Below are 21,744 nucleotides of genomic sequence, written 5' to 3'. Positions count from 1 at the left end.
TCCCACGAGGAGAACGGCACCCACTCCTATGGCCCCGGTCACGTCCCTCACCGCTTCCGTCAACCAGCGTCTCGCGTCCGCCCTCTCGGCTGCCCTGCCGGAGGCCGGCTCCGCCGACCCGCTGCTGCGACGTAGCGACCGGGCCGATTTCCAGGCCAACGGGATCCTGGCCCTCGCCAAGAAGGCGAAGGCGAACCCGCGGGAGCTCGCGACCGAGGTCGTCTCCCAGGTGGTCACCGGTGACCTGATCAAGGACATCGAGGTCTCCGGCCCCGGCTTCCTGAACATCACGCTCACCGACCGGGCGATCACCGAGAGCCTGGCCGCGCGGCACGCGGACCCCGACCGTCTGGGCGTGCCCTTCGCCGAGAACGCGGGCACCACGGTCATCGACTACGCCCAGCCGAACGTGGCGAAGGAGATGCACGTCGGGCACCTCCGGTCCGCGGTGATCGGTGACGCCCTGCGCGGCATGCTCGACTTCACCGGCGAGCGCACGATCGGCCGGCACCACATCGGCGACTGGGGCACCCAGTTCGGCATGCTCATCCAGTACCTGATCGAGAACCCCGGCGAGCTTGCCCCGGCGGCCGACGTCGACGGCAATCAGGCGATGAGCAACCTGAACCGGGTGTACAAGGCGTCGCGCGCGGTCTTCGACTCCGACGAGGAGTTCAAGGAGCGGGCGCGCAAGAGGGTCGTCGCCCTGCAGTCGGGTGACAAGGAGACGCTGGACCTGTGGCAGCGGTTCGTGGACGAGTCGAAGGTCTACTTCTACTCCGTCTTCGAGAAGCTCGACATGGAGATCCGCGACGACGAGATCGTCGGCGAGTCCGCGTACAACGACATGATGGCCGAGACGGCGCGGCTGCTGGAGGAGTCCGGTGTCGCCGTGCGCTCCGAGGGCGCGCTCGTCGTCTTCTTCGACGAGATCCGCGGCAAGGACGACCAGCCGGTACCGCTGATCGTGCAGAAGGCGGACGGAGGTTTCGGCTACGCCGCCTCCGACCTCTCCGCGATCCGCAACCGCGTCATCGACCTGCACGCGACGACGCTGCTCTACGTCGTGGACGTACGCCAGTCCCTGCACTTCCGGATGGTCTTCGAGACGGCCCGGCGGGCGGGCTGGCTGAACGCTGACGTCACCGCGCACAACATGGGCTACGGCACGGTGCTGGGTGCGGACGGCAAGCCGTTCAAGACGCGTGAGGGCGAGACCGTACGCCTTGAGGACCTGCTGGACGAGGCTGTTCAGCGGGCCGCCGAGGTCGTCCGGGAGAAGGCGCGGGACCTCACCGAGGACGAGATCCAGGAGCGGGCCGCGCAGGTCGGCATCGGTGCCGTGAAATACGCGGACCTGTCGACGTCGCCGAGCCGGGACTACAAGTTCGACCTGGACCAGATGGTCTCGCTGAACGGCGACACGTCCGTCTACCTCCAGTACGCGTACGCCCGTATCCGGTCGATCCTGCGCAAGGCGGGCGACGCCTGCCCGGCCGCCCACCCGGAGCTGGATCTGCACGAGGCGGAGCGGGCGCTCGGCCTGCACCTGGACGGCTTCGCGGAGACGGTCGCGGAGGCCGCCGCCGAGTACGCCCCGCACAAGCTGACGGCGTACCTGTACCAGTTGGCGTCGCTGTTGACCTCGTTCTACGACAAGTGCCAGGTCCTGAGCGACGACAACCCGACAGAGGTCGTCGAGAACCGCCTGCTCCTGGTCGACCTGACGGCCCGCACGCTCCACCGGGGCATGTCGCTGCTGGGCATCAGGACACCGGAACGGCTCTGAGCCACACGGAAGCAGAGACACGCTCGGCCCGTCCTCTCCCCCGAGGGAGGACGGGCCGCGGCGTGTTCGGGGCTCAACGCCGTTGTCAGTGGCTGCCCTTACAGTCACCGACATGGCGACACTTCCCAACCCCCTGCCGAAGCTGGCGGACGACCCGAGCGGCGCGTCCCTCGGGCTCGAACTCCCCGCCGGAAGTCTGATCGACACGACCGACGAGGGCCCGTGGCACGAGCCGTTGCTGTGGTGCGCCAACGAGCGGGCCCTGCCCGGCGGTTGGGCCGCGCTGGAGCCCGCGCGACGGATGGCCGGTCTGCTGCCCCTGGTCATCGACGTCGGCGGCGGCCACGGCGGCCCACAGGACTGGGAGTTGGCGCCGGGAGACACCTCGTACCCGGGAGACCACGACCCCGAGGAGGTACTGGCCAACTTCTGGAACGAGTCCGACTGGCCCGACCAGGCCACCCCCACCCCCGCGCCCACCCCCACCCCCGCGCCCGACTCCGCGATCTCCCCCGACTCCGCTCGCTCACCTGAGGCCGATCCGGACTCCGTCGCGGCGAAGTTCGCGGACTCCCTCCTCACGGGCGAGGGCGCCATCAAAGACCCCCGGCTCGCCCTGGTCCCGGCCCGCCGCAGCGCCGACCTCCCGGCCGTGATCGGCTGGATGGGCCCGGCCAACCACGAGAGCGACCCCGGCCGCCTGTGCGCGGTGCTCCGCTCCTGGGAGGACCGCTTCGGCATACGGGTCGTGGCGCTCGGCTTCGACCACCTGCTGGTCTCCGTCGCCGTCCCGCCCACGGCCCTCACCGAGGCGGAGGCACTCGCCGCCGAGCACTTCGCGTTCTGCCCGGACAACTTCCGACAGGACGGCGACCCGACGGTGCGCGAGTACGCCGAGCGACAGATCCTCAACCAGCCGACGTGGCACTTCTGTTGGGACTGACCGAGACGCTCACCACCACGGACGGGAACCAACCGCCTATTGGCCGCTGCCCCCAGCCCCACTCCCAGCCCCTCTCCCGGCCCCTATCCCAGCCCTTCTCCCAGCCCTTCTCCCAGCCGCCGCAGTCCCTCCTCGATCTCCTCCGGCGTCTGCGTCACGAAGCAAAGACGCAAGCTGGAGCGATCGGGCTCACCGGCGTAGAAGGGCGCGCCCGGCACATAGGCCACGTCGTGCCGCACCACGCGCGGCAGCAGGGCCGTGGTGTCGTACGACTCCGGCAGCCGCGCCCAGAGGAACATGCCGCCCTCGGGGCGGGTCCAGTCGGAGCCCTCCGGCAGCGCCTCCTTCAGCCCCGCGAGCATCGCGTCCCGGCGCTCCCGGTACACCCTGGCGACCCGTCCGACGTGGGCGTCCAGGTCCCGGTCGGCCAGATACCGTGCCGCGGCGAGCTGGTTGACGGTGGGGGTGTGCAGATCGGCGGCCTGCTTGGCGACCGCGCAGGCCCGCCGCAGCGCACCCGGCGCCCGCAGCCAGCCGAGCCGCAGCCCCGGCGCCATCACCTTGGAGAAGGAACCGAGCAGGACGACCCGGTCGCGGGCCTCCTCGTGGGAGGCGATCCACGGCACCCGCTCACCCTCGAAGCGCAGCTCGCCGTACGGATCGTCCTCCACGATCCACAGCCCCCGCCGCGCGGCGACGGACGCGACGGCGGCCCGGCGCTCGGCCGACAAGGTCCGCCCGGTCGGGTTCTGGAAGGTGGGCACGGTGTAGAGCAGCTTGGGCCGCTCCCGCACCACCAGCTCCTCCAGTTTCGCCGGATCGAGCCCCTCCGCGTCCCCCGGCACCGCCACGATCCGCGCGCCCGCGAAGCCGAAGGCCTGAAGTGCCGCCAGATAGCAGGGGCTTTCGACGAGGACCGTGTCCCCGGGTTCCAGGAGCGCGGTGGCGAGCAGGGACAGCGCCTGCTGCGAACCGGTCGTGACCAGGATGTCGTCGGCGTCGGTGGGCAGCCCCCGCGCCGACGTACGGGCGGCGAGCGCGGTCCGCAGCGCCGGTTCGCCCTCCGTGGTGGAGTACTGCAGGGCCTGGGCGGGCGCCTCGGCGAGCACGTCGCGGAACGCGGCCGCGATGCCCTCCTGGTCGAACAGCTCCGGCGCCGGCAGCCCACCCGCGAAGTTGATCACCTCGGGGCGGGCGGTGACGGCGAGGATGTCCCGTACCGGCGAGCCACCGATCGTCCGGGCCCGGGCGGCGAGGGACGGCACGGGTGCGGAGGTGGGCGCGGGATCAGTGACCGTCATGACACGGCTCCTTCGGCTGCGGAACGACTCGTGCCCGGAGCCTAGAGACCTACATGCCCCCTACAAGCAGCTTTCCACGATACGGACGCCCCCGGCCCTGACCCCCGACCTCAGGCCTTCTCCGCAACCGCCGCGTACACATTGATATCCGCGTCCGTGACGTCGTTGATGTCGGCGTAGCGGACCTTCTCGATGTCGTCGAGGGTGGCCAGGTAGGCGGCCTCCGGCTGCTCGGGGACGGGAGCCGCGTTGTCCGGCCGCCAGTGGTGGGCGGGGACGACACCCGGCTCGGCGAGTTCCAGGGAGTTGTCGATGAAGAACCGCTCGACCTCCGCCGCGGACCGCAGCACGAAGGTGAACCCGCGCTCGGTGTACGTCCGCTGGACCGCGCGGATGTTCGCGGGATTGAGGTCCTCCGTCAGATGGCTGAGGACGAGCCGGCTGCCGGAGGGCAGCGCGTCGAGGAACTCCCGCACGATCGGGTACGCCTGCTCGTCCTCGACGAAGTGCAGGATCGCGACCAGGCACAACGCGACGGGCTGGTCGAAGTCCAGCGTCTTCGCGGCCTGTTCGAGGATCTGCGCCGGGTCCTTGAAGTCGGCGTCGATGTAGTCGGTCAGTCCGTCGGGCCCGCTGGTCAGCAGCGCACGCGCGTGCGCGAGCACGACGGGGTCGTTGTCGACGTAGACGACCCGCGAGTCCGGGGTGATGCGCTGGGCGATCTGGTGGACGTTCTCCGCGGTGGGCAGCCCGGTGCCGATGTCGAGGAACTGCCGGATGCCGTCCCGCCGGGCCAGGTCCGTGACGGCCCGGCGCAGGAAGTCCCGGTTGTGCCGTACGTCGAGGTAGCCGCGCGGGTTGGCGGCGAGCGCGGCGGCGGCCGCGTCCCGGTCGACGGGGTAGTTGTCCTTGCCGCCGAGGAAGACGTCGTAGACGCGGGCCGGGTGCGCCTTGGTGGTGTCGATCCTCCGTCTCAGCTCGGCGGGGTCGTGGCTGAGGGCGTCACCGGACATCGGCGTCTCCAGTCATTCAACAGACAAGCATTGGTCAACAACCTAACTCTCAGTGCCACTTGATGGTGCCCGCAGCTCGACTTCCCACGTCCCACGTCCCGCACAGCCCCTCAGGGACACAACGTCCCAGCAGGTCAACGCAGTTCCCGCCGTTCCGCCGTCCCGAATCCCCGGACAGGGCTGGCAACGGACGCCGATCACCCACAGGCTGTGGATCAGCGACCGTCTCCCCCGACGCCACCGAAGGAGAGAGCCGACCCATGTCCGCACGCACCGCCCGCCTCCGCCTGCTCGCCGCATCGGCAACCGTGCTCGCCGCACTCATGCTCACGGCCTGCAAGGACGGAACCGGCGTACGCGACGAGGGCCCCTCGACCCTGTCCCCGTCGCCCCACACCACACACTGACTCCGGGCAGACCCGAGGGCCCTACCCCAGCTTCTGGGCGACCTCGGTGGCCCAGTAGGTCAGGATGTTCCGCGCACCCGCCCGCTTGATTCCGGTGAGGGACTCCAGGATGGCCCGCTCCCGGTCGATCCACCCCTTCTCGGCGGCGGCCTCGATCATCGAGTACTCGCCGGAGATCTGGTAGGCGGCGACCGGCACGTCCACGGCGTCCGCGACACGCGCGAGGATGTCCAGATAGGGCCCGGCAGGCTTGACCATCACCATGTCGGCCCCCTCCTCCAGATCCAGGGCCAGCTCCCGCAAGGACTCCCGCGCATTCGCCGGGTCCTGCTGATACGTCTTCCGGTCACCCTTCAACGAAGAGCCGACGGCCTCCCGGAAGGGCCCGTAGAACGCGGACGCGTACTTGGCCGTATAGGCCAGGATCGCCACGTCCGTCCGCCCGACCTGATCCAGGGCCTCCCGGATGACCCTGATCTGCCCGTCCATCATCCCGCTGGGCCCCACCACATGGGCTCCGGCGTCGGCCTGCACCTGGGCCATCTCGGCGTACCGCTCCAGAGTCGCGTCGTTGTCGACACGCCCCTCCGTGTCCAGCACGCCACAGTGCCCGTGATCGACCGTCTCATCGAGACACAGATCGGACATCACCAAGAGATCGTCCCCGACCTCGGCCCGCACATCACGAAGAGCGACCTGCAAAATCCCGTCCGGATCGGTCCCCGGAGTACCGACCGCGTCCTTCTTCGACTCCTCCGGCACACCGAACAGCATGATCCCGGAGATCCCGGCGGCCACGGCCTCAGCGGCGGCCTTCTTCAGACTGTCCCGCGTGTGCTGCACGACACCGGGCATCGCAGCGATCGGCACCGGCTCCGCAGCCCCCTCGACCACGAAGGCCGGGAGGATGAAGTCGGCAGGATGCAGCCGCGTCTCAGCGACCATGCGCCGCATGACGGGGCTGGTTCGCAGCCGCCGCGGCCGCGTGCCGGGAAAGGATCCATACATCGTCATGCCACCACGCTACGCCCGCCCCAACACCCCCTTTGCCGACGAGCCGTCGGCCCGCACCCCGGGGGCGGCCCGCCCGCACCCGTCGACAGCCGCACCCGCCTACAGCGCCGAGGGGACAGGCCGGGGGCCGTCGATGGCCGCACCCGCCCACGGCGCCAAGGGGACGGGCCGGGGGGTGTCCGCCCGCAGCGGTTGGCGCGTCAACACCGCCCGCTCCTTGAGAAACCGATTCCGCGCCGTTCCGAGGACGGACACCCCCCGGCCCGTCCCCGACCCCCCACCGCCCCGCAGGCGCCCCACATGCGCCCCAAACCCCACAGGTCCAAGCTGGAAGTAGCCCCCAGCCCCAGTCCCCCGCGCAGCCCACAGCGCCCCCGGAGGACACGATGACCACCACCCACCACACCCCCGACCTCTTCGCCCTGTCCGACATCCACGGCCCGGTCCTGCGCCCCGGCGACCCCGGCTACGCCGACGAGGTCACCGGCTTCAACCTGGCCGCCCTCCACACCCCCGACGTGGTCATAGGAGCAACCGGCGCCGCCGACATAGTGACCGCGATGCGCTGGGCATCCGCCACCCACACCCCCGTCGCAGTCCAGGCCACCGGCCACGGCGCGAACTTCCCCATCGACAGCGGCCTGCTGATCACCACCACCCGCATGACGGAGGTCGACATCGCCCCCACCGCCCGCACCGCGACAGCCGCCGCAGGCGCGAAGTGGCGGCACGTCCTGGACGCGTCGACCCCCCACGGCCTGGCCGCCCTCACCGGCACCTCGTCGGACGCCGGAGTGGTCGGCTACACCCTCGGCGGCGGCCTCCCGATCCTGGGCCGCGCCTACGGCTACGCGACCGACCTGGTCCGCTCCTTCCAGGTCGTCACCCCGGACGGCACCCTCCACGAAACGGACCACACCAACGAACCCGAACTTTTCTGGGCGCTACGCGGCGGAAAGGGCAACGTAGGAGTAGTCACGCAAGTGACCTTCGACCTGCTCCCCGTAGCCCGCATCCTCGGCGGCGCCGTCTACTGCCACGGCGAGCACACCGAGCCCCTCCTCCGAGCCTGGGCGGACTGGACACGGACCGTGCCCCCGGAGATGTGCAGCGCGTTCAGTCTGCTGCGCCTCCCCCCGATCCCCCAGATCCCCGAACCCCTGCGCGGCGGCTTCTGGGCCCGGGTGGCGATCGCATGGACCGGCGACACCACAGAAGGCGAACGCCTCATCGCCCCCCTACGCGAGGCGGCCCCCGTGGCGGTCGACACGGTGGAGGAGATGGACTACGCGGCAATGGACCGCATCTACATGGACCCCCAGGACCCACTCCCCGCCCGAGAATCCTGCAAGCTGCTCCGCGACCTTCCCCCGGACGCCATCAGCACGCTCCTCGCCGAGGCGGGCCCGACCGCAAAGGACTACCCGATCCTCATGGTGGAGATCCGCCACATGGGCGGAGCCCTGTCCCGCCCGGCGGCCGTCGAGGACGCGATCTGCGCCCGCGACGCCGCCTACTTCCTGCAAACGGTGGCGATCGTGGCATCCCCACCGGCCGCCGAGGCGACAGAGCAGGCCACGGCAGCCCTCAACACCGCGATGGCCCCGTACGGCACGGGCCGCACGATGGTCAACATCCACGGCGCCCCGGGCGACGAACAGGACCGAGCCCGAGCATGGACCCCGGAGGTCTACGCCCACCTCCGCCGGGCCAAGCAGAACTACGACCCGGCGAACCTGCTCCGCTACGGCCACACGGTGACCCCGGCCTGAAAGACCGACGCCCCCGCTCAGGTCGTCGTACGCCCCGCCCCGCTCAGGTCGTCGTACGCCTCCGCCGAGCCCCCGGCCGCCGCTCGCTGGGCCGAGTCACCGGATCCCCGGCCTCGAGCGCGGCGGCCCGCCGCCGCATCCCGAAGTCGGCGAGGGCCTCGGCCAGCTTGTGCACGGACGGCTCGGGAGCCATCACGTCCACCCGAAGGCCATGCTCCTCGGCGGTCTTGGCGGTGGCCGGCCCGATACACGCGATGACCGTCACGTTGTGCGGCTTACCGGCGATACCCACCAGGTTCCGCACTGTGCTCGACGAGGTGAACATGACGGCGTCGAACCCACCACCCTTGATCGCCTCCCGAGTCTCGGCAGGCGGCGGCGAGGCCCGCACGGTCCGGTAGGCCGTGACGTCGTCGACCTCCCACCCGAGCTCGATGAGGCCCGCCACCAGCGTCTCGGTGGCGATATCGGCACGCGGCAGGAACACCCGGTCGATCGGGTCGAACACCGGGTCGTACGGAGGCCAGTCCTCCAGCAACCCGGCCGCCGACTGCTCCCCGCTCGGCACCAGATCCGGCTTCACGCCGAAGGCGACCAGCGCGTTCGCGGTCTGCTCCCCCACCGCGGCGACCTTGATCCCCGCGAAGGCACGCGCGTCGAGCCCGTACTCCTCGAACTTCTCCCGCACGGCCTTGACGGCGTTCACGGAGGTGAAAGCGATCCATTCGTAGCGGCCCGTGACGAGCCCCTTGACCGCCCGCTCCATCTGCTGGGGCGTCCGCGGCGGCTCGACGGCGATCGTCGGCACCTCGTGCGGCACGGCCCCGTAGGACCGCAGTTGGTCGGAGAGCGAGGCCGCCTGCTCCTTCGTACGCGGTACGAGAACGCGCCACCCGAACAGCGGCTTGGACTCGAACCATGAGAGCTGTTCACGCTGAGCCGTGGCGGACCGCTCACCGACCACGGCTATCACCGGCCGGCCGCCCTCCGGGGAGGGCAGCACCTTGGCCTGCTTCAGCGTCTGGGCGATGGTCCCCAGGGTCGCCGTCCAGGTCCGCTGGCGAGTGGTCGTACCGGCGACCGTGACGGTCAACGGCGTGTCGGGCTTGCGACCGGCGGACACCAGTTCGCCGGCGGCCGCCGAGATGGAGTCGAGAGTCGTCGACACGACAACCGTCCCGTCCGACGCCCCCACCTCCGTCCAGCACCGGTCCGAAGCCGTCCGCGCGTCCACGAACCGGACGTCGGCGCCTTCGGCGTCCCGCAGGGGCACACCGGCGTAGGCGGGGACGCCCACGGCCGCAGCGACACCCGGCACGACCTCGAAGGGCACCCCCGCGTTGGCGCAGGCCAGCATCTCCTCGGCGGCGTATGTGTCGAGCCCGGGGTCCCCGGTCACCGCACGCACGACCCGCCTGCCGCCCCGCGCGGCCTCCATGACAAGATGTGCGGCATCCCGCACGGCGGGGGTGCCGGCGGTTGTTGACGCGCTGTCAACAACCGTTAGTTGGGGCGCGCCTGTGCCCGGAACCGGACCCGAGAACGGGTCCGAGTCCGTGTTCACGACGGCGACACCGGACCTGGCATGCGTACGTACGACGTCGAGCACTTCGTGCCCGGCGACGAGGACGTCCGCGTGTGCCAGCGCCTCGACGGCGCGCAGAGTCAGTAGTCCCGGATCTCCGGGTCCGGCACCGAGGAAGGTGACGTGCCCGTGTTCAGGACCAGCGGGAAGAGTGGTGGGGCTCACTGTGCTTGCTCCCCCATCAGACCGGCCGCGCCCTGGGCAAGCATCTCGGCAGCGAGTTCGCGACCGAGCGCCATTGCCTGGTCGTACGTCTCGGGCACGGGACCGGTGGTGGACAGCTGCACCATCCGCGTGCCGTCGGTCGTACCGACGACGCCGCGCAGGCGCATTTCCTTGACAATCTGCCCGTCGGCCAGCAGGTCGGCCAGCGCACCCACAGGGGCGCTGCAACCGGCCTCCAGGGCGGCGAGCAGTGACCGTTCGGCGGTCACGGCGACCCGTGTGAACGGGTCGTCGAGCTCACCGAGGGCGGCGATCAGGTCCGCGTTGTCCGCGGCACACTCGATCGCGAGTGCTCCCTGGCCGGGAGCGGGCAAAACCGTGTCGACCGACAGGAAGTCGGTCACTTCGTCGATCCGGCCGATCCGGCTCAGTCCGGCGGCGGCCAGGACGACGGCGTCCAGCTCACCGTCCTGGACGTACCCGATGCGGGTGTCGACGTTGCCGCGGATCGGGACCGTCTCGATGTCCAGTCCGTGGCCGCGTGCGTACGCGTTCAGCTGGGCCATCCGCCGCGGCGAACCCGTACCGATCCGGGCCCCGCGCGGCAGGTCGGTGAACTTCAGCGCGTCCCGGGCGACGATGGCGTCCCGCGGGTCCTCGCGCGCGGGCACGGCGACCAGCGAGAGCTGGTCGGGCTGCCCGGTCGGGAGGTCCTTCAGCGAATGAACCGCCAGATCGATCTCGTCCTTCAGCAGTGCCTCGCGCAGCGCGGTCACGAAGACGCCGGTGCCGCCTATCTGCGCGAGGTGCTCTCGGGAGGTGTCACCGTACGTGGTGATCTCTACGAGCTCGACGGGCCGTCCGGTCACCTGGCTCACGGCGTCCGCCACCTGCCCGGACTGGGCCATGGCGAGCCTGCTGCGCCTGGTCCCGAGCCTCAATGCCTTGCTACTCATGCCGGCCCTCGGTTCTTGCCGTTGTTCTCGGTGCTTTCCTCGGCGCGGGAGACGGAGGCCACCGTCTCTTGGTCGAGGTCGAACAGGGTGCGCAGCGCGTCCGCGTACCCGGCGCCGCCGGGCTCGGCCGCGAGTTGCTTGACCCGTACGGTCGGCGCGTGCAGCAGCTTGTCGACCACGCGCTTCACGGTCTGCGTGATCTCGCCGCGCTGCTTGTCGTCGAGCCCGGGCAGCCGACCGTCGAGCCGGGCGATCTCGCCGGCGACCACGTCGGCGGCCATGGTGCGCAGGGCGACCACGGTCGGCGTGATGTGCGCGGCCCGCAGCGCCGCCCCGAAGGCCGTGACCTCGTCGGCGACGATACGGCGGACCTGGTCGACGTCGGCCGCCATCGGTGCGTCGGCGGCGGCCTCGGCCAGCGACTCGATGTCGACCAGCCGCACCCCGGTCAGCCGGTGCACGGCCGCGTCGATGTCGCGCGGCATGGCGAGGTCGAGCAGGAAGAGCGTGGGCTCGGGGCGCGGGATCTCGGCGACCGGTTCGGGCTTGCGACGCTCGGGCACCCGCCCGATGACGTCCGCGGTGGCGGCGAGCGCGGCGATGGCGTCCGTCTCCTCGGCCGGGTCGAGCGTGGTGACGAGGCCGGCGGGGGTGGAGTTCTGTTGACGCGAGGTGCCGTTGTCCACCCAGGCGGCGTGCTGTTCCAGGTCCGCGGCGGCCATCCCGGCCACGGCGGCCTCGCCGAGCACGGAGAACCCGGCGGTCGCCGGTACGGCGGGCAGGTCGAGCGGACAGCCCTCCTCGGCGCCGAGGCTGGTGGGCGGCAGCGCGGTCGATGCGGCAGTCGTACGGCCGGAGCCGGAGGCCGCGTGGTCCACGCCCGGCAGCCGCGCCGCGGCGGAACCGCCGCCGCCCTCGGGGCCACGCCCACTCACGGCCGCCGCGATCGCCTCGGCCGTGAGTACCAGTCCGGTCGCTCCGGTGCAGGAGACGGCGACATCTGCACGTGTCAGCTCGACCGGCACCGATTCCATCGGGACCGCGCGGGCCAGCACGTCCGTGTCGTCGCCCTCGGCGAGTATCTGTGCGAGGCGCTCGGCGCGGTCGGGGGTGCGGTTGGCGACGACGATCTCGGCGACCCCGGCTCGTGCGAGCGTGGCCGCGGCCAGCGAGGACATCGAGCCGGCGCCGATGACCAGCGCCCGCTTGCCGCGGGCCCAGGGCTCGACCGCCGTACCGGACGCCAGCTGTTCCAGGCCGAAGGTGACCAGGGACTGTCCGGCGCGGTCGATGCCGGTCTCGGAGTGGGCGCGCTTGCCGACCCGCAGGGCCTGCTGGAACAGGTCGTTCAGGAGTCGCCCGGTGGTGTGCAGGTCCTGTGCCTTCGCCAGGGAGGCCTTTATCTGGCCGAGGATCTGCCCCTCGCCGACGACCATCGAGTCGAGCCCGCAGGCCACCGAGAAGAGGTGGTGGACGGCCCGGTCCTCGTAGTGCACGTAGAGATAGGGAGTGAGCTCCTCCAGGCCGACGCCGCTGTGCTGGGCGAGCAGCGTGGACAGCTCGGCGACACCGGCGTGGAACTTGTCCACGTCGGCGTACAGCTCGATGCGGTTGCAGGTGGCGAGCACCGCGGCCTCGGCGGCCGGTTCGGCGGCGACCGTGTCCTGGAGCAGCTTGATCTGGGCGTCCGCGTTCAACGTGGCCCGCTCCAGCACGCTGACCGGGGCGCTGCGGTGGCTCAGCCCGACAACGAGGAGACTCATGCCGGCATCACGGCGGGGACGTCCCCGTCTGGTCCCTTGTCGGCGGACTCCTTGCGGGCGGCGGCGGTCGGGGCCGCGCCGTCGGCGGCGGCGGCCTCCTCGCCGGCCTTGCGCTGCTCGTGGAAGGCGAGGATCTGCAGCTCGATGGAGAGGTCGACCTTGCGCACGTCGACGCCGTCCGGCACGGACAGCACCGTCGGTGCGAAGTTCAGGATGGAGGTGACCCCGGCGGCCACGAGTCGTTCGCAGACCTGCTGGGCGGCACCGGCGGGCGTGGCGATGACGCCGATCGACACGCCGTTGTCCGAGATGATCTTTTCGAGCTCGTCCGTGTGCTGCACGGGGATCCCGGCCACCGGCTTTCCGGCCATCGCGGGGTCGGCGTCGATGAGCGCGGCGACCCGGAAACCACGGGAGGCGAACCCGCCGTAGTTGGCCAGGGCGGCGCCGAGGTTGCCGATACCGACGATCACAACCGGCCAGTCCTGGGTCAGCCCCAGCTCACGCGAGATCTGATAGACGAGATACTCGACGTCGTAGCCGACACCACGGGTGCCGTACGAACCCAGATACGAGAAATCCTTGCGCAGCTTCGCGGAGTTGACTCCGGCGGCGGCCGCGAGCTCCTCGGAGGAGACCGTGGGTACCGAGCGCTCCGAGAGTCCGGTCAGCGCGCGGAGATACAGCGGAAGTCGGGCGACGGTGGCCTCGGGAATCCCTCGGCTACGGGTCGCCGGTCGGTGAGTTCGGCCAGTTGCCACGGTGCTCCTGCGGGTAGAGCGGGGCTGCAGGCGGTCACACGTCCCCGGACCGCCCCGTCGACAGCAGGCTATGTCTTTGTGAACGCGTGCACAAAGATGGTGTCCGATTTGCCCGGCCAACGTGACCGGGGTCACGCGCCTCCGGCGCAGTGGTGTGGAACCGGCGCACAAGCGCCACCGTTCCTTCTCTCTTGGGGGCAAAACCGCACCCTCTCCTCTACGATCCCCGCCCCCGAGACCTGTTCGTCGTCGATCCTAAGCCAATGCTTTGCGAAGGCGTTCCTCGTTCACACGCCAAAAAGTGTGCTGTTCACCGTCCACAAGGACGACCGGAATCTGCTCCCAGTACTGGTCATGGAGTTGGGAGTCCTGGGTGATGTCCTTCTGCTCCCAGGAAACGCCGAGCTCGGCACACACCTTCTCCACGATCGCCTGTGCGTCGTCACACAAATGGCAGCCGGGCTTCCGGATGAGTGTCACGAGCCGGTCCTGCGGGGCTGGGCCGTTACGGCGGAAGAGTGGAGTCATGTCGTCCATTCTCCCGCTTGTTTAACGGCACAGTCGCGGAGAGTTCACAGCCTTCAAACCTCACGACTCCGGAACCACCGAACAAACTGGCTATGCTCACGCCATGGCCGCTCTCGGATGGCTCACCCCCCGTAGGCGCTCCGCCACGGCACGCAGCGTGCTCGCAGGCGAGGCCTCGGCGGAGGCAGCGCGCAAGTCCACACAGGACGTCGTCGGCGAGGAGCCGGAGTTTCCGGTGCACGGCGACGCACACGCCGCCGCCTTCTTCGACCTGGACAACACCGTGATGCAGGGCGCCGCGCTGTTCCACTTCGGGCGGGGCCTGTACAAGCGGAAGTTCTTCGAGACCCGCGACCTCGCGAAGTTCGCCTGGCAGCAGGCGTGGTTCCGGCTGGCCGGCGTCGAGGACCCGGAGCACATGCAGGAGGCCCGGGACTCCGCGCTGTCCATCGTCAAGGGCCACCGCGTCGCCGAGCTGCAGTCGATCGGCGAGGAGATCTACGACGAGTACATGGCCGAGCGCATCTGGCCGGGTACCCGGGCCCTCGCCCAGGCCCACCTCGACGCCGGTCAGAAGGTCTGGCTGGTCACCGCGGCCCCGGTGGAGATCGCCCAGGTGATCGCCCGCCGCCTCGGTCTGACGGGCGCGCTTGGCACGGTCGCCGAGTCGGTCTCCGGCGTCTATACGGGCAAGCTGGTCGGCGAGCCCCTGCACGGCCCCGCCAAGGCGGAGGCGGTCCGCGCCCTGGCCGCGGCCGAGGGCCTGAACCTCTCCCGCTGCGCGGCCTACAGCGACTCCCACAACGACATCCCGATGCTGTCCCTGGTCGGCCACCCCTACGCGATCAACCCGGACAGCAAGCTCCGCAAGCACGCCCGTCGACTGGAATGGCGCCTGCGGGACTACCGCACGGGCCGCAAGGCGGCGAAGGTCGGAATCCCGGCGGCGGCCGGTGTGGGCGCGGTGGCAGGCGGCACGGCGGCGGCGATCGCGCTGCACAAGCGCCGTCGCTGACCGCCGATCCCCGGTTCCTGCCCCCGCACCCGGCTGTCCAGTCGCGTTGGCTGCACACGGCCACAACACGCCCCGGACCGGGACCGAATACGGACCATTTCGATCAACAACCTGTCACTGTCTGGCACTCGATAGGGCGTCAATCGGTTACAGAAGCGCCGTAATCGACGATTTTAGCAACTGCGTGTAGCAGGGCCTGCACTAAGCGTTATTCTCCTCAGACGCAATCCGGATCCCCTTCCGTCGCTACGACGGGTGAACGGTTCCGCACTGCACGTGATGGAAGCTCTGCCTCTGGGAGTCCCGTGTACCCACACGTCGGGGTTGACGCCTCGGGCCTGGCTACGCTGCGCGCAACGGTCCAAGACCTGTTGCGCGGCTTCGTCCCCACCGCGTACGCCGTCCCTGCCCTCGCCGTTGCCACCACCCCCGTCGGCCCGTGCTACGCGCTCGCCGACGGCAGCGCCGCCGTCGGCAGACGAGGGCGCTCGACCGGTGCCGCACCCGTCCGCCGTCCCGCCGCGGACAGCGACAGCGCCCGCATGATGGACCTGGTGGAACGCGCACAGGCCGGCGAGTCCGACGCCTTCGGCCGCCTCTACGACCAGTACAGCGACACCGTGTACCGGTACATCTACTACCGCGTGGGAGGCAAAGCCACCGCCGAGGACCTCACCAGCGAGACGTTCCTGCGTGCCCTGCGCCGCATCGGCACCTTCACCTGGCAGGGCCGCGACTTCGGCGCCTGGCTGGTGACGATCGCCCGCAACCTGGTCGCCGACCACTTCAAGTCGAGCCGCTTCCGGCTCGAAGTGACCACCGGCGAGATGCTCGACGCCAACGAGGTCGAGCGCTCACCCGAGGACTCCGTCCTGGAGTCCCTCTCCAACGCCGCACTCCTCGACGCCGTACGACGGCTCAATCCACAGCAGCAGGAGTGCGTGACCCTTCGATTCCTCCAGGGTCTCTCCGTCGCCGAGACCGCCCGTGTGATGGGCAAGAACGAGGGGGCCATCAAGACCCTCCAGTACCGGGCCGTCCGCACCCTCGCCCGGCTCCTCCCGGACGACGCGCGCTGACAGCGCACGCTCGGTAACACCCAACTCGCAGTCGGTGAAAGTCCGTTGGCTCTCCGATCCGATCATCCGCCGTCCGTAACCCAAGTGCCGCGCCACTCGTTGTGCGGGATGCAGGCTCCCTGTGGTCACTCCCTGGCCGACTTCGATCACCCGATCGGGTAAGTGCGGCCAGGGCGTGCAACCCTCAGGACCCCCTGGGGAGTCGACCGTCTCGACGAGAGGAGGTGCCGCCAGTGATCGCAAACGTTTCGGCGCACCGGCGGGCGAACGCCTTCGCCCAGGCCCTGGAGGACCAGTCCGACCGGGGCACGGCGGCCGAGCAGTCCGAAGGACCCCCGCCGTCCCCGGCTGCTGCGGAACAGACCGAGCAGGGCCGACTGGCGGCCCTCGCGGCGTGTCTCGGCGAGCTGCCGAAACCGCAGCTGGACCCCGAGGTCAAGGTCGTCCAACGGGCCCAGCTCGTGGCCGCCATGGAAGCCATGCTCCTGGAGGGCACGGCAGCGGGCGGAGGGGCGGCGGACGCTTCGGTCCCCGAGCAGCGGTCCCACCGGGCGCGGGGCTCGCACCGGGCGAGTCCGCTGGGGAAGTTCCGGCCGCGTTCCCGCCTGGCCAAGGGCCTTGCCGCGGGCGGGCTCAGCGTCGGGGTCGCCGCGGGCGCCTTCGGCGGTGTCGCCGCCGCCAGCTCGGACGCCCTGCCCGGTGACTCGCTCTACGGCCTCAAGCGGGGCATCGAGGACTTCAAGCTCAACCACATGTCCGAGGGCGACGACGAACGCGGCGTGGCCTACCTCGACCAGGCTTCCACCCGCCTGAGCGAGGCCCGTCGGCTGATGGAGCGCGATCGTGGCGGCCACCTCGACCACGAGTCCCTCGGCGAGATCCGCCGCACCCTGTCCGGCATGCAGCACGACGCGTCCGAGGGCCACCGCCTGCTGACCGCGGCGTACCAACGCGACCCGGACTCCCTGGGCCCCATCCAGGCCCTCGACGCCTTCTCCCGCTCACACCGCGACGCCTGGGGCGCGCTCCGCGACAGGCTTCCCGTGCAGCTCGGTGACGTGAGTCAGCAGGTGTCGTCGGTCTTCGACGCCATAGACGAAGAGGTCGCTCCGCTGCAGTCCCTCCTCCCTCGGCCCCCGGCCGAGAGCAACGGCGGCACCGGCCGACATCAGGGCTCCGGATCGGCGTCCTCCGACGCCTCGTCCGGTTCCGGCCGCTCCTCCGCACCCCGCACCGGCGGCAGCAGCGGCAGCTCCACCGACAACAGCGGCACCGGAAGCCACAGCCCCAGCAAGTCGGCCGGCTCCACCGGCGAGGACGACGGCCTGCTCGGCGGCAACACCGGCGGCCTCCTCGACCCGCCCAAGGACACCGGCAGCACATCCCCGTCCACCAGCAACCCACCCACCACCGAACCGGACGTCACCCTCCCGCCCCTGCTCCCCGGCCTCCTACCCGGCCTGGACATCGACGGCGACAACGCCCAGTAGCCCCTTCGGTGCCTACGGCGATGGGGCGCCCCTCTCAGGAGGGGCGCCCCATCGCCGTACAACGCGCTGTTCCGCCGTCAGAAGAACACCGACCGCCGCTGCACCAACAACTTGTACAACGTGTGCTGGATCTGCTCCCTGACCTGGTCGGTCAGGTTGAACATCAGCATCGGGTCCTCGGCGGCCTCCGGCGGATAGCCGTCCGTGCGGATCGGCTCGCCGAACTGGATCGTCCACTTGGTCGGCAGCGGGATCGCACCCAGCGGGCCGAGCCAGGGAAAGGTCGGCGTGATCGGGAAGTACGGGAAGCCCAGTACGCGAGCCAGGGTCTTGGCGTTGCCGATCATCGGGTAGATCTCCTCGGCCCCGACGATGGAGCAGGGGATGATCGGCGCTCCCTGCCGCAGGGCCGTGGAGACGAAACCGCCGCGGCCGAAGCGCTGAAGCTTGTAACGCTCGCTGAAGGGCTTGCCGATGCCCTTGAAGCCCTCCGGCATCACCCCGACCAGCTCGCCCTTGGCCAGCAGCCGTTCGGCGTCCTCCGCGCAGGCCAGCGTGTGACCCAGCTTGCGGGCCAGCTCGTTGACCACCGGCAGCATGAAGACCAGGTCCGCCGCCAGCAGACGCAGATGACGATCGTCGGGGTGGTGGTCGTGGACGGCGACCTGCATCATCAGGCCGTCCATCGGGATCGTCCCCGAGTGGTTGGCGACGATCAGGGCGCCACCCTTCGCCGGGATGTTCTCGACGCCCTTCACCTCGACCCGGAAGTACTTCTCGTACAGCGGCCGCAGCAGGGACATCAGGACCTGGTCGGTCAACTCCTCGTCGTAGCCGAAGTCGTCGACCTCGTAGTCACCGGTGAGGCGGCGGCGCAGAAAAGCGAGACCGCCCGCGACACGCCGTTCCAGGCCGCCGGGTCCGCTGTCGTCCCGCGCCTGCTCGGGCGGCTCTTCCTCACCGATCACAGGAACATCATCCTGCGCGGGCGGCCTGCTGGGCAGGGGCTGGACCTCACGGACCAGCGGAGATTCCGTGCCGTTTCGCCGACTCCCCGCACTCCGGCGCCGCGACGGCCGCTGCGCGGCGCTCCCGCGGGACCGGTCGTCGTCGAACGGAATGACCTTGGCGTCCGCCATCGTTGATGCGCTCCTCAGTTGGCGCTCTGCGTCGGGGGGTGACCGCCGCCCGCGAAGGGCAGCGCGGCGATCCGGTCGACAGCCCCGGCCACGGCCTCGGGCGGCAGGAGTCCGGGGCCGCGGCTGCGCGCGAAGTCCGCGAAGGTCTCCGCCGTCGTGTACTTCGGCTGGAACCCGAGTGTCTCCCGCATCTGGGTCGTCGCCACGACCCTGCCGTGGGTCAGCAGCCGGATCTGCTCGGGCGAGAAGTCCGTCATGCCCAGCGTACGCACCAGCGAGCCCGCCCAGGTGACGGCGGGCAGCAGCAGCGGCACGGTGGGCCGGCCGAGCCGCCGCGCACACTGCGACAGCAACAGCACACCGTCGCCGGCGATGTTGAAGGTGCCACTGTTGAGCGTGCCCCGCGCCGGTTCGTGCGAGGCGATCCGCAGCACTTCGATCACGTCGTCCTCGTGCACGAACTGCAGGCGCGGGTCGTAGCCCAGCACGGTCGGCAGGGCCGGCAGCGAGAAGTACGACGCGAGCGGGGTCTCCGCGGTCGGACCGAGGATGTTGGCGAACCGCAGCACGCACACCGCGACGTCGGGCCGCCGCCGGGCGAACCCGCGCACATACCCCTCGACCTCGACGGTGTCCTTGGCGAATCCGCCGCTGGGCAGCGACTTGGCCGAAGTGGTCTCGGTGAACACGGCGGGATCCCGGGGCGCGGACCCGTAGACGTTCGTACTGGACTTCACCACGAGCCGCTTGACCGTCGGGGACTTCTGGCAGGCGCCGAGCAGCTGCATGGTGCCGATGACGTTGGTCTCCTTGACCGAGGTCCGGCTGCCGCTGCCGAGGGCGGTCGCGGTCACGTCCAGGTGGACGACCGTGTCGGCGGCCGTCTCCGCGAGCACCCGCGCGATGGTGGGCTGCCGCAGATCGGCCTGGATGAAGTCGGCACCGCCCAGGTGGTGTTCGGGCGGAATCGCGTCCACGGCGATGACCCGGTCCACCTGTGGGTCACGCTGGATCCGTCGTACGTACCGGCCCCCCAGTTGACGTGCCACCCCGGTCACGAGCACGACCTTGCCCAAGATCAGCGCCTTCCTTCCACCCTCGTACTCCGCCGAGTCCCCGTGTACGGCCAACCTAGCGGGTCGGTGTTGCGCTGTGATGACCGCCCAATGCACGAAGTGACGGCATACACAGACGTACGACGAGACCAAGCCATGTGGATGTCGTGCGTACGCACAACGCCGGATCCTGGTGTCCGGATACGCGTGTGGCCCCCCACCGGGTGTGGTGGGGGGCCACAGACACGCTTCTTACGCGGCGTCGCTTACTTCTTGTTGCGACGCTGAACGCGCGTGCGCTTGAGCAGCTTGCGGTGCTTCTTCTTGGCCATCCGCTTGCGCCGCTTCTTGATAACAGAGCCCACGACTACCCTCGCTCACTTCTCATCACTCGGTGCTGGGCGCCATGGGCCCATACGACCTACGAGGGGCTAGCCTACCCGCCCGAGCGCTGAGGTCGTAATCGAGGTGCCGGGGAGGCCCTTGACCTTGCCCTGAGGCTTCCCCGGCCTGTCGTCGTCAGGCGGTTTCCACCCCCACATAGCTCTCACGGAGGTACTCGTGAACCGCTTGCTCGGGGACGCGGAAGGACCGCCCCACCCGGATAGCGGGCAGATGACCGCTGTGCACCAACCGGTACACGGTCATCTTCGACACTCGCATCACCGAGGCGACTTCCGCCACGGTAAGGAACTGAACCTCGTTCAGAGGCCTCTCGCCAGCTGCAGCCATGACACACCTGAACCTTCCGCACTCGACGGCCACCGGCTTCCCCTTCCGGTGACTCTTCGTCGTTGCGTGCTCACTCCCCAATGTAGGGGCGGGTGATGCAAGTGGGGAAGAGGTGCACCCATCGGCGGCCTACTGTGACAGACACGCTCGATTGAGTACGTAGCGGGTAAGCGGCCGGTAGTAATCAGACCGCACAGCGTCATCAAGTGGAACGACGACGGACACCACACCCTCAGCCTCCCCCACGAACAGCGCGGGGTCGTCGGTATCCGCCAGCCCCATGGCCTCGAACCCCAGCTGACCTGCCCCGCAGACCCACCCATGATCCCCGATGACGAGCTCGGGGAGAGGTCCGCCGGCATCCGCGGCCGCCGCCAGCGCGGTACGAACCGGGAGCGGTGAATGCGTGTGTGCGCCGGTCTCACCACCGGAGCCCGACGCGCGGGGTTCGCGTACCAGCGCGACTCCTCGTACGTAGTCAAGGTTGTACGTGCGTAGACCGAACTGGGTCGTTATGTCGACAGAGTGACCCTGCGCTGGGGTGAGAACGGCACATCCAGCCGCCGACAGCGCGTCCGCCAAGGCGGCGTAGAAGCCGAGCAGCCGATGCGGGTGCCCGGTGCCGAACAGTACGGGCCCGCCACGCTCGGCCACCGCGGCGAGCCGCTCCGCGAAGGCATCCAGAGCCTCCAGCGTCAGCTCCGGATCAATCACATCATGACCAGATGTATACCCCGGATCGTCCGAAACCCCACACTTGTCCGCCATCAACTCGATCAATTCCCGCTCCCCCCAAGCCCATTCAGGATCAATCCCGATCAGAACCCGAGGATCACGAGCCGCGAACAGCCGATAACTCCGAAGACTCTCCTCCCGCGAGGTAGCCACACTCCCAGCCAACCGAGCAGCCAGCAGATGAGCCCGCATAGCCCCAGTGCTCAACACCCCAGCGATGCTGACGCACCAACCCCACCCACACGACACGAACGAGAAAACACCGCACAGTTGGCGTAACAACGGAAGCGCGACCGGCGACGACCGGATCCCGATCCAGAGACGCAGGGGATACGGCCCCCGGCCCGGGCCCCAGGGACAGTGCCCCGGAAAGGATGCAGTGGGCACAGCCCCGCAGGCGGCCCAGGGGCACAGCCCCGCAGGCGGCCCAGGGGCACAGCCCCGCAGGCGGCCCAGGGGCACAGCCCCGCAGGCGGCCCAGGGGCACAGCCCCGCAGGCGGG

The 21,744-nt window shown here is 70.1% G+C and carries 20 protein-coding genes; 7 read left to right on the top strand and 13 right to left on the bottom strand.

Features of this window, described 5'->3' with window-relative positions:
- Window positions 1–28: 28 nt before the first annotated feature.
- Both argS and AB0H86_RS36970 read left to right on the top strand, forming a co-directional pair.
- Window positions 29–1,789 (top strand): arginine--tRNA ligase, encoded by a 1,761-nt coding sequence (gene argS / locus AB0H86_RS36975; RefSeq protein WP_362449211.1) that lies wholly within the window; start codon window positions 29–31, stop codon window positions 1,787–1,789.
- Between the two features lie 112 nt (window positions 1,790–1,901).
- The gene (locus AB0H86_RS36970; RefSeq protein WP_362449209.1) at window positions 1,902–2,732 is read left to right on the top strand and encodes a DUF4253 domain-containing protein; all 831 of its coding nucleotides are present in this window, start codon (window positions 1,902–1,904) and stop codon (window positions 2,730–2,732) included.
- Between the two features lie 83 nt (window positions 2,733–2,815).
- Here the strand turns inward: AB0H86_RS36970 and AB0H86_RS36965 are convergent, their stop codons facing one another.
- Window positions 2,816–4,033, bottom strand: coding sequence for a PLP-dependent aminotransferase family protein (locus tag AB0H86_RS36965; RefSeq protein WP_362449207.1), 1,218 nt, complete (start codon window positions 4,031–4,033; stop codon window positions 2,816–2,818).
- A 110-nt stretch (window positions 4,034–4,143) separates the two neighbouring features.
- Window positions 4,144–5,046, bottom strand: a complete 903-nt coding sequence (locus AB0H86_RS36960; RefSeq protein ID WP_362449205.1) for an SAM-dependent methyltransferase — start codon at window positions 5,044–5,046, stop codon at window positions 4,144–4,146.
- Between the two features lie 260 nt (window positions 5,047–5,306).
- Between AB0H86_RS36960 and AB0H86_RS36955 the strand changes: the two genes are divergently transcribed.
- On the top strand, window positions 5,307–5,453 hold the full coding sequence (locus AB0H86_RS36955) for a hypothetical protein (protein WP_362449204.1): 147 nt from the start codon (window positions 5,307–5,309) through the stop codon (window positions 5,451–5,453).
- 21 nt (window positions 5,454–5,474) lie between these two features.
- Here the strand turns inward: AB0H86_RS36955 and hemB are convergent, their stop codons facing one another.
- The gene (gene hemB / locus AB0H86_RS36950) at window positions 5,475–6,467 is read right to left on the bottom strand and encodes a porphobilinogen synthase (protein ID WP_362449203.1); all 993 of its coding nucleotides are present in this window, start codon (window positions 6,465–6,467) and stop codon (window positions 5,475–5,477) included.
- Between the two features lie 386 nt (window positions 6,468–6,853).
- Between hemB and AB0H86_RS36945 the strand changes: the two genes are divergently transcribed.
- Window positions 6,854–8,239, top strand: a complete 1,386-nt coding sequence (locus tag AB0H86_RS36945; protein WP_362449201.1) for an FAD-binding oxidoreductase — start codon at window positions 6,854–6,856, stop codon at window positions 8,237–8,239.
- Window positions 8,240–8,282: 43 nt separating this feature from the next.
- Here AB0H86_RS36945 and AB0H86_RS36940 read toward each other — a convergent pair whose 3' ends face one another.
- From AB0H86_RS36940 to AB0H86_RS36920, 5 genes are all read right to left on the bottom strand, one after another.
- Window positions 8,283–9,989, bottom strand: coding sequence for a bifunctional uroporphyrinogen-III C-methyltransferase/uroporphyrinogen-III synthase (locus AB0H86_RS36940; protein ID WP_362449199.1), 1,707 nt, complete (start codon window positions 9,987–9,989; stop codon window positions 8,283–8,285).
- Window positions 9,986–10,945, bottom strand: a complete 960-nt coding sequence (hemC, locus tag AB0H86_RS36935) for a hydroxymethylbilane synthase (protein ID WP_362449197.1) — start codon at window positions 10,943–10,945, stop codon at window positions 9,986–9,988. The genes AB0H86_RS36940 and hemC overlap by 4 nt, the downstream gene beginning before the upstream one ends.
- Window positions 10,942–12,708 carry a glutamyl-tRNA reductase gene (locus tag AB0H86_RS36930; RefSeq protein WP_362449195.1) on the bottom strand — a complete coding sequence of 589 codons (1,767 nt, stop codon included), beginning with the start codon at window positions 12,706–12,708 and terminating at the stop codon, window positions 10,942–10,944. The genes hemC and AB0H86_RS36930 overlap by 4 nt, the downstream gene beginning before the upstream one ends.
- Window positions 12,705–13,469: a redox-sensing transcriptional repressor Rex gene (locus AB0H86_RS36925; protein WP_362449193.1), complete on the bottom strand. Its 765-nt coding sequence runs from the start codon at window positions 13,467–13,469 to the stop codon at window positions 12,705–12,707. The genes AB0H86_RS36930 and AB0H86_RS36925 overlap by 4 nt, the downstream gene beginning before the upstream one ends.
- 255 nt (window positions 13,470–13,724) lie before the next feature.
- Window positions 13,725–13,997, bottom strand: coding sequence for a glutaredoxin family protein (locus tag AB0H86_RS36920; RefSeq protein WP_362449191.1), 273 nt, complete (start codon window positions 13,995–13,997; stop codon window positions 13,725–13,727).
- 103 nt (window positions 13,998–14,100) lie between these two features.
- Between AB0H86_RS36920 and AB0H86_RS36915 the strand changes: the two genes are divergently transcribed.
- The 3 genes from AB0H86_RS36915 (at window position 14,101) to AB0H86_RS36905 (ending at window position 17,581) form a co-directional block, all read left to right on the top strand.
- The gene (locus AB0H86_RS36915) at window positions 14,101–15,012 is read left to right on the top strand and encodes an HAD-IB family hydrolase (protein WP_362449189.1); all 912 of its coding nucleotides are present in this window, start codon (window positions 14,101–14,103) and stop codon (window positions 15,010–15,012) included.
- A 305-nt stretch (window positions 15,013–15,317) separates the two neighbouring features.
- Window positions 15,318–16,091, top strand: a complete 774-nt coding sequence (locus tag AB0H86_RS36910) for an ECF subfamily RNA polymerase sigma factor, BldN family (RefSeq protein WP_362449187.1) — start codon at window positions 15,318–15,320, stop codon at window positions 16,089–16,091.
- A 233-nt stretch (window positions 16,092–16,324) separates the two neighbouring features.
- Window positions 16,325–17,581 (top strand): DUF5667 domain-containing protein, encoded by a 1,257-nt coding sequence (locus AB0H86_RS36905; protein ID WP_362449185.1) that lies wholly within the window; start codon window positions 16,325–16,327, stop codon window positions 17,579–17,581.
- Window positions 17,582–17,658: 77 nt separating this feature from the next.
- Here AB0H86_RS36905 and AB0H86_RS36900 read toward each other — a convergent pair whose 3' ends face one another.
- From AB0H86_RS36900 to AB0H86_RS36880, 5 genes are all read right to left on the bottom strand, one after another.
- On the bottom strand, window positions 17,659–18,720 hold the full coding sequence (locus AB0H86_RS36900; RefSeq protein ID WP_362449183.1) for a lysophospholipid acyltransferase family protein: 1,062 nt from the start codon (window positions 18,718–18,720) through the stop codon (window positions 17,659–17,661).
- 14 nt (window positions 18,721–18,734) lie between these two features.
- A complete protein-coding gene (locus tag AB0H86_RS36895) occupies window positions 18,735–19,796 on the bottom strand; it encodes an NAD-dependent epimerase/dehydratase family protein (protein ID WP_362449181.1) in 1,062 nt (353 codons plus the stop codon).
- Between the two features lie 245 nt (window positions 19,797–20,041).
- Window positions 20,042–20,140 (bottom strand): AURKAIP1/COX24 domain-containing protein, encoded by a 99-nt coding sequence (locus AB0H86_RS36890; protein WP_003948845.1) that lies wholly within the window; start codon window positions 20,138–20,140, stop codon window positions 20,042–20,044.
- A gap of 154 nt (window positions 20,141–20,294) precedes the next feature.
- A complete protein-coding gene (locus tag AB0H86_RS36885) occupies window positions 20,295–20,507 on the bottom strand; it encodes a helix-turn-helix domain-containing protein (protein WP_004984898.1) in 213 nt (70 codons plus the stop codon).
- Window positions 20,508–20,636: 129 nt separating this feature from the next.
- Window positions 20,637–21,452: a phosphatase gene (locus AB0H86_RS36880; RefSeq protein WP_362449179.1), complete on the bottom strand. Its 816-nt coding sequence runs from the start codon at window positions 21,450–21,452 to the stop codon at window positions 20,637–20,639.
- Between the last annotated feature and the right edge of the window lie 292 nt (window positions 21,453–21,744).

Source organism: Streptomyces sp. NPDC050997 (assembly GCF_040660135.1).
GTDB lineage: Bacteria > Actinomycetota > Actinomycetes > Streptomycetales > Streptomycetaceae > Streptomyces.
Note: the sequence above shows the minus strand (reverse complement) of the source record. Positions and strands in the feature narration are given on the sequence as shown.

What these genes read in the sequence shown, in the direction of transcription:
- AB0H86_RS36900 (WP_362449183.1), bottom strand. Translation starts at nt 18,720, where the DNA reads ATGGCGGACGCCAAGGTCATTCCGTTCGACGACGACCGGTCCCGCGGG.
- AB0H86_RS36955 (WP_362449204.1), top strand. Translation starts at nt 5,307, where the DNA reads ATGTCCGCACGCACCGCCCGCCTCCGCCTGCTCGCCGCATCGGCAACC.
- AB0H86_RS36945 (WP_362449201.1), top strand. Translation starts at nt 6,854, where the DNA reads ATGACCACCACCCACCACACCCCCGACCTCTTCGCCCTGTCCGACATC.
- AB0H86_RS36915 (WP_362449189.1), top strand. Translation starts at nt 14,101, where the DNA reads ATGGCCGCTCTCGGATGGCTCACCCCCCGTAGGCGCTCCGCCACGGCA.
- AB0H86_RS36970 (WP_362449209.1), top strand. Translation starts at nt 1,902, where the DNA reads ATGGCGACACTTCCCAACCCCCTGCCGAAGCTGGCGGACGACCCGAGC.
- argS (WP_362449211.1), top strand. Translation starts at nt 29, where the DNA reads ATGGCCCCGGTCACGTCCCTCACCGCTTCCGTCAACCAGCGTCTCGCG.
- AB0H86_RS36920 (WP_362449191.1), bottom strand. Translation starts at nt 13,997, where the DNA reads ATGACTCCACTCTTCCGCCGTAACGGCCCAGCCCCGCAGGACCGGCTC.
- hemC (WP_362449197.1), bottom strand. Translation starts at nt 10,945, where the DNA reads ATGAGTAGCAAGGCATTGAGGCTCGGGACCAGGCGCAGCAGGCTCGCC.
- AB0H86_RS36965 (WP_362449207.1), bottom strand. Translation starts at nt 4,033, where the DNA reads ATGACGGTCACTGATCCCGCGCCCACCTCCGCACCCGTGCCGTCCCTC.
- AB0H86_RS36930 (WP_362449195.1), bottom strand. Translation starts at nt 12,708, where the DNA reads ATGAGTCTCCTCGTTGTCGGGCTGAGCCACCGCAGCGCCCCGGTCAGC.
- hemB (WP_362449203.1), bottom strand. Translation starts at nt 6,467, where the DNA reads ATGACGATGTATGGATCCTTTCCCGGCACGCGGCCGCGGCGGCTGCGA.
- AB0H86_RS36960 (WP_362449205.1), bottom strand. Translation starts at nt 5,046, where the DNA reads ATGTCCGGTGACGCCCTCAGCCACGACCCCGCCGAGCTGAGACGGAGG.
- AB0H86_RS36885 (WP_004984898.1), bottom strand. Translation starts at nt 20,507, where the DNA reads ATGGCTGCAGCTGGCGAGAGGCCTCTGAACGAGGTTCAGTTCCTTACC.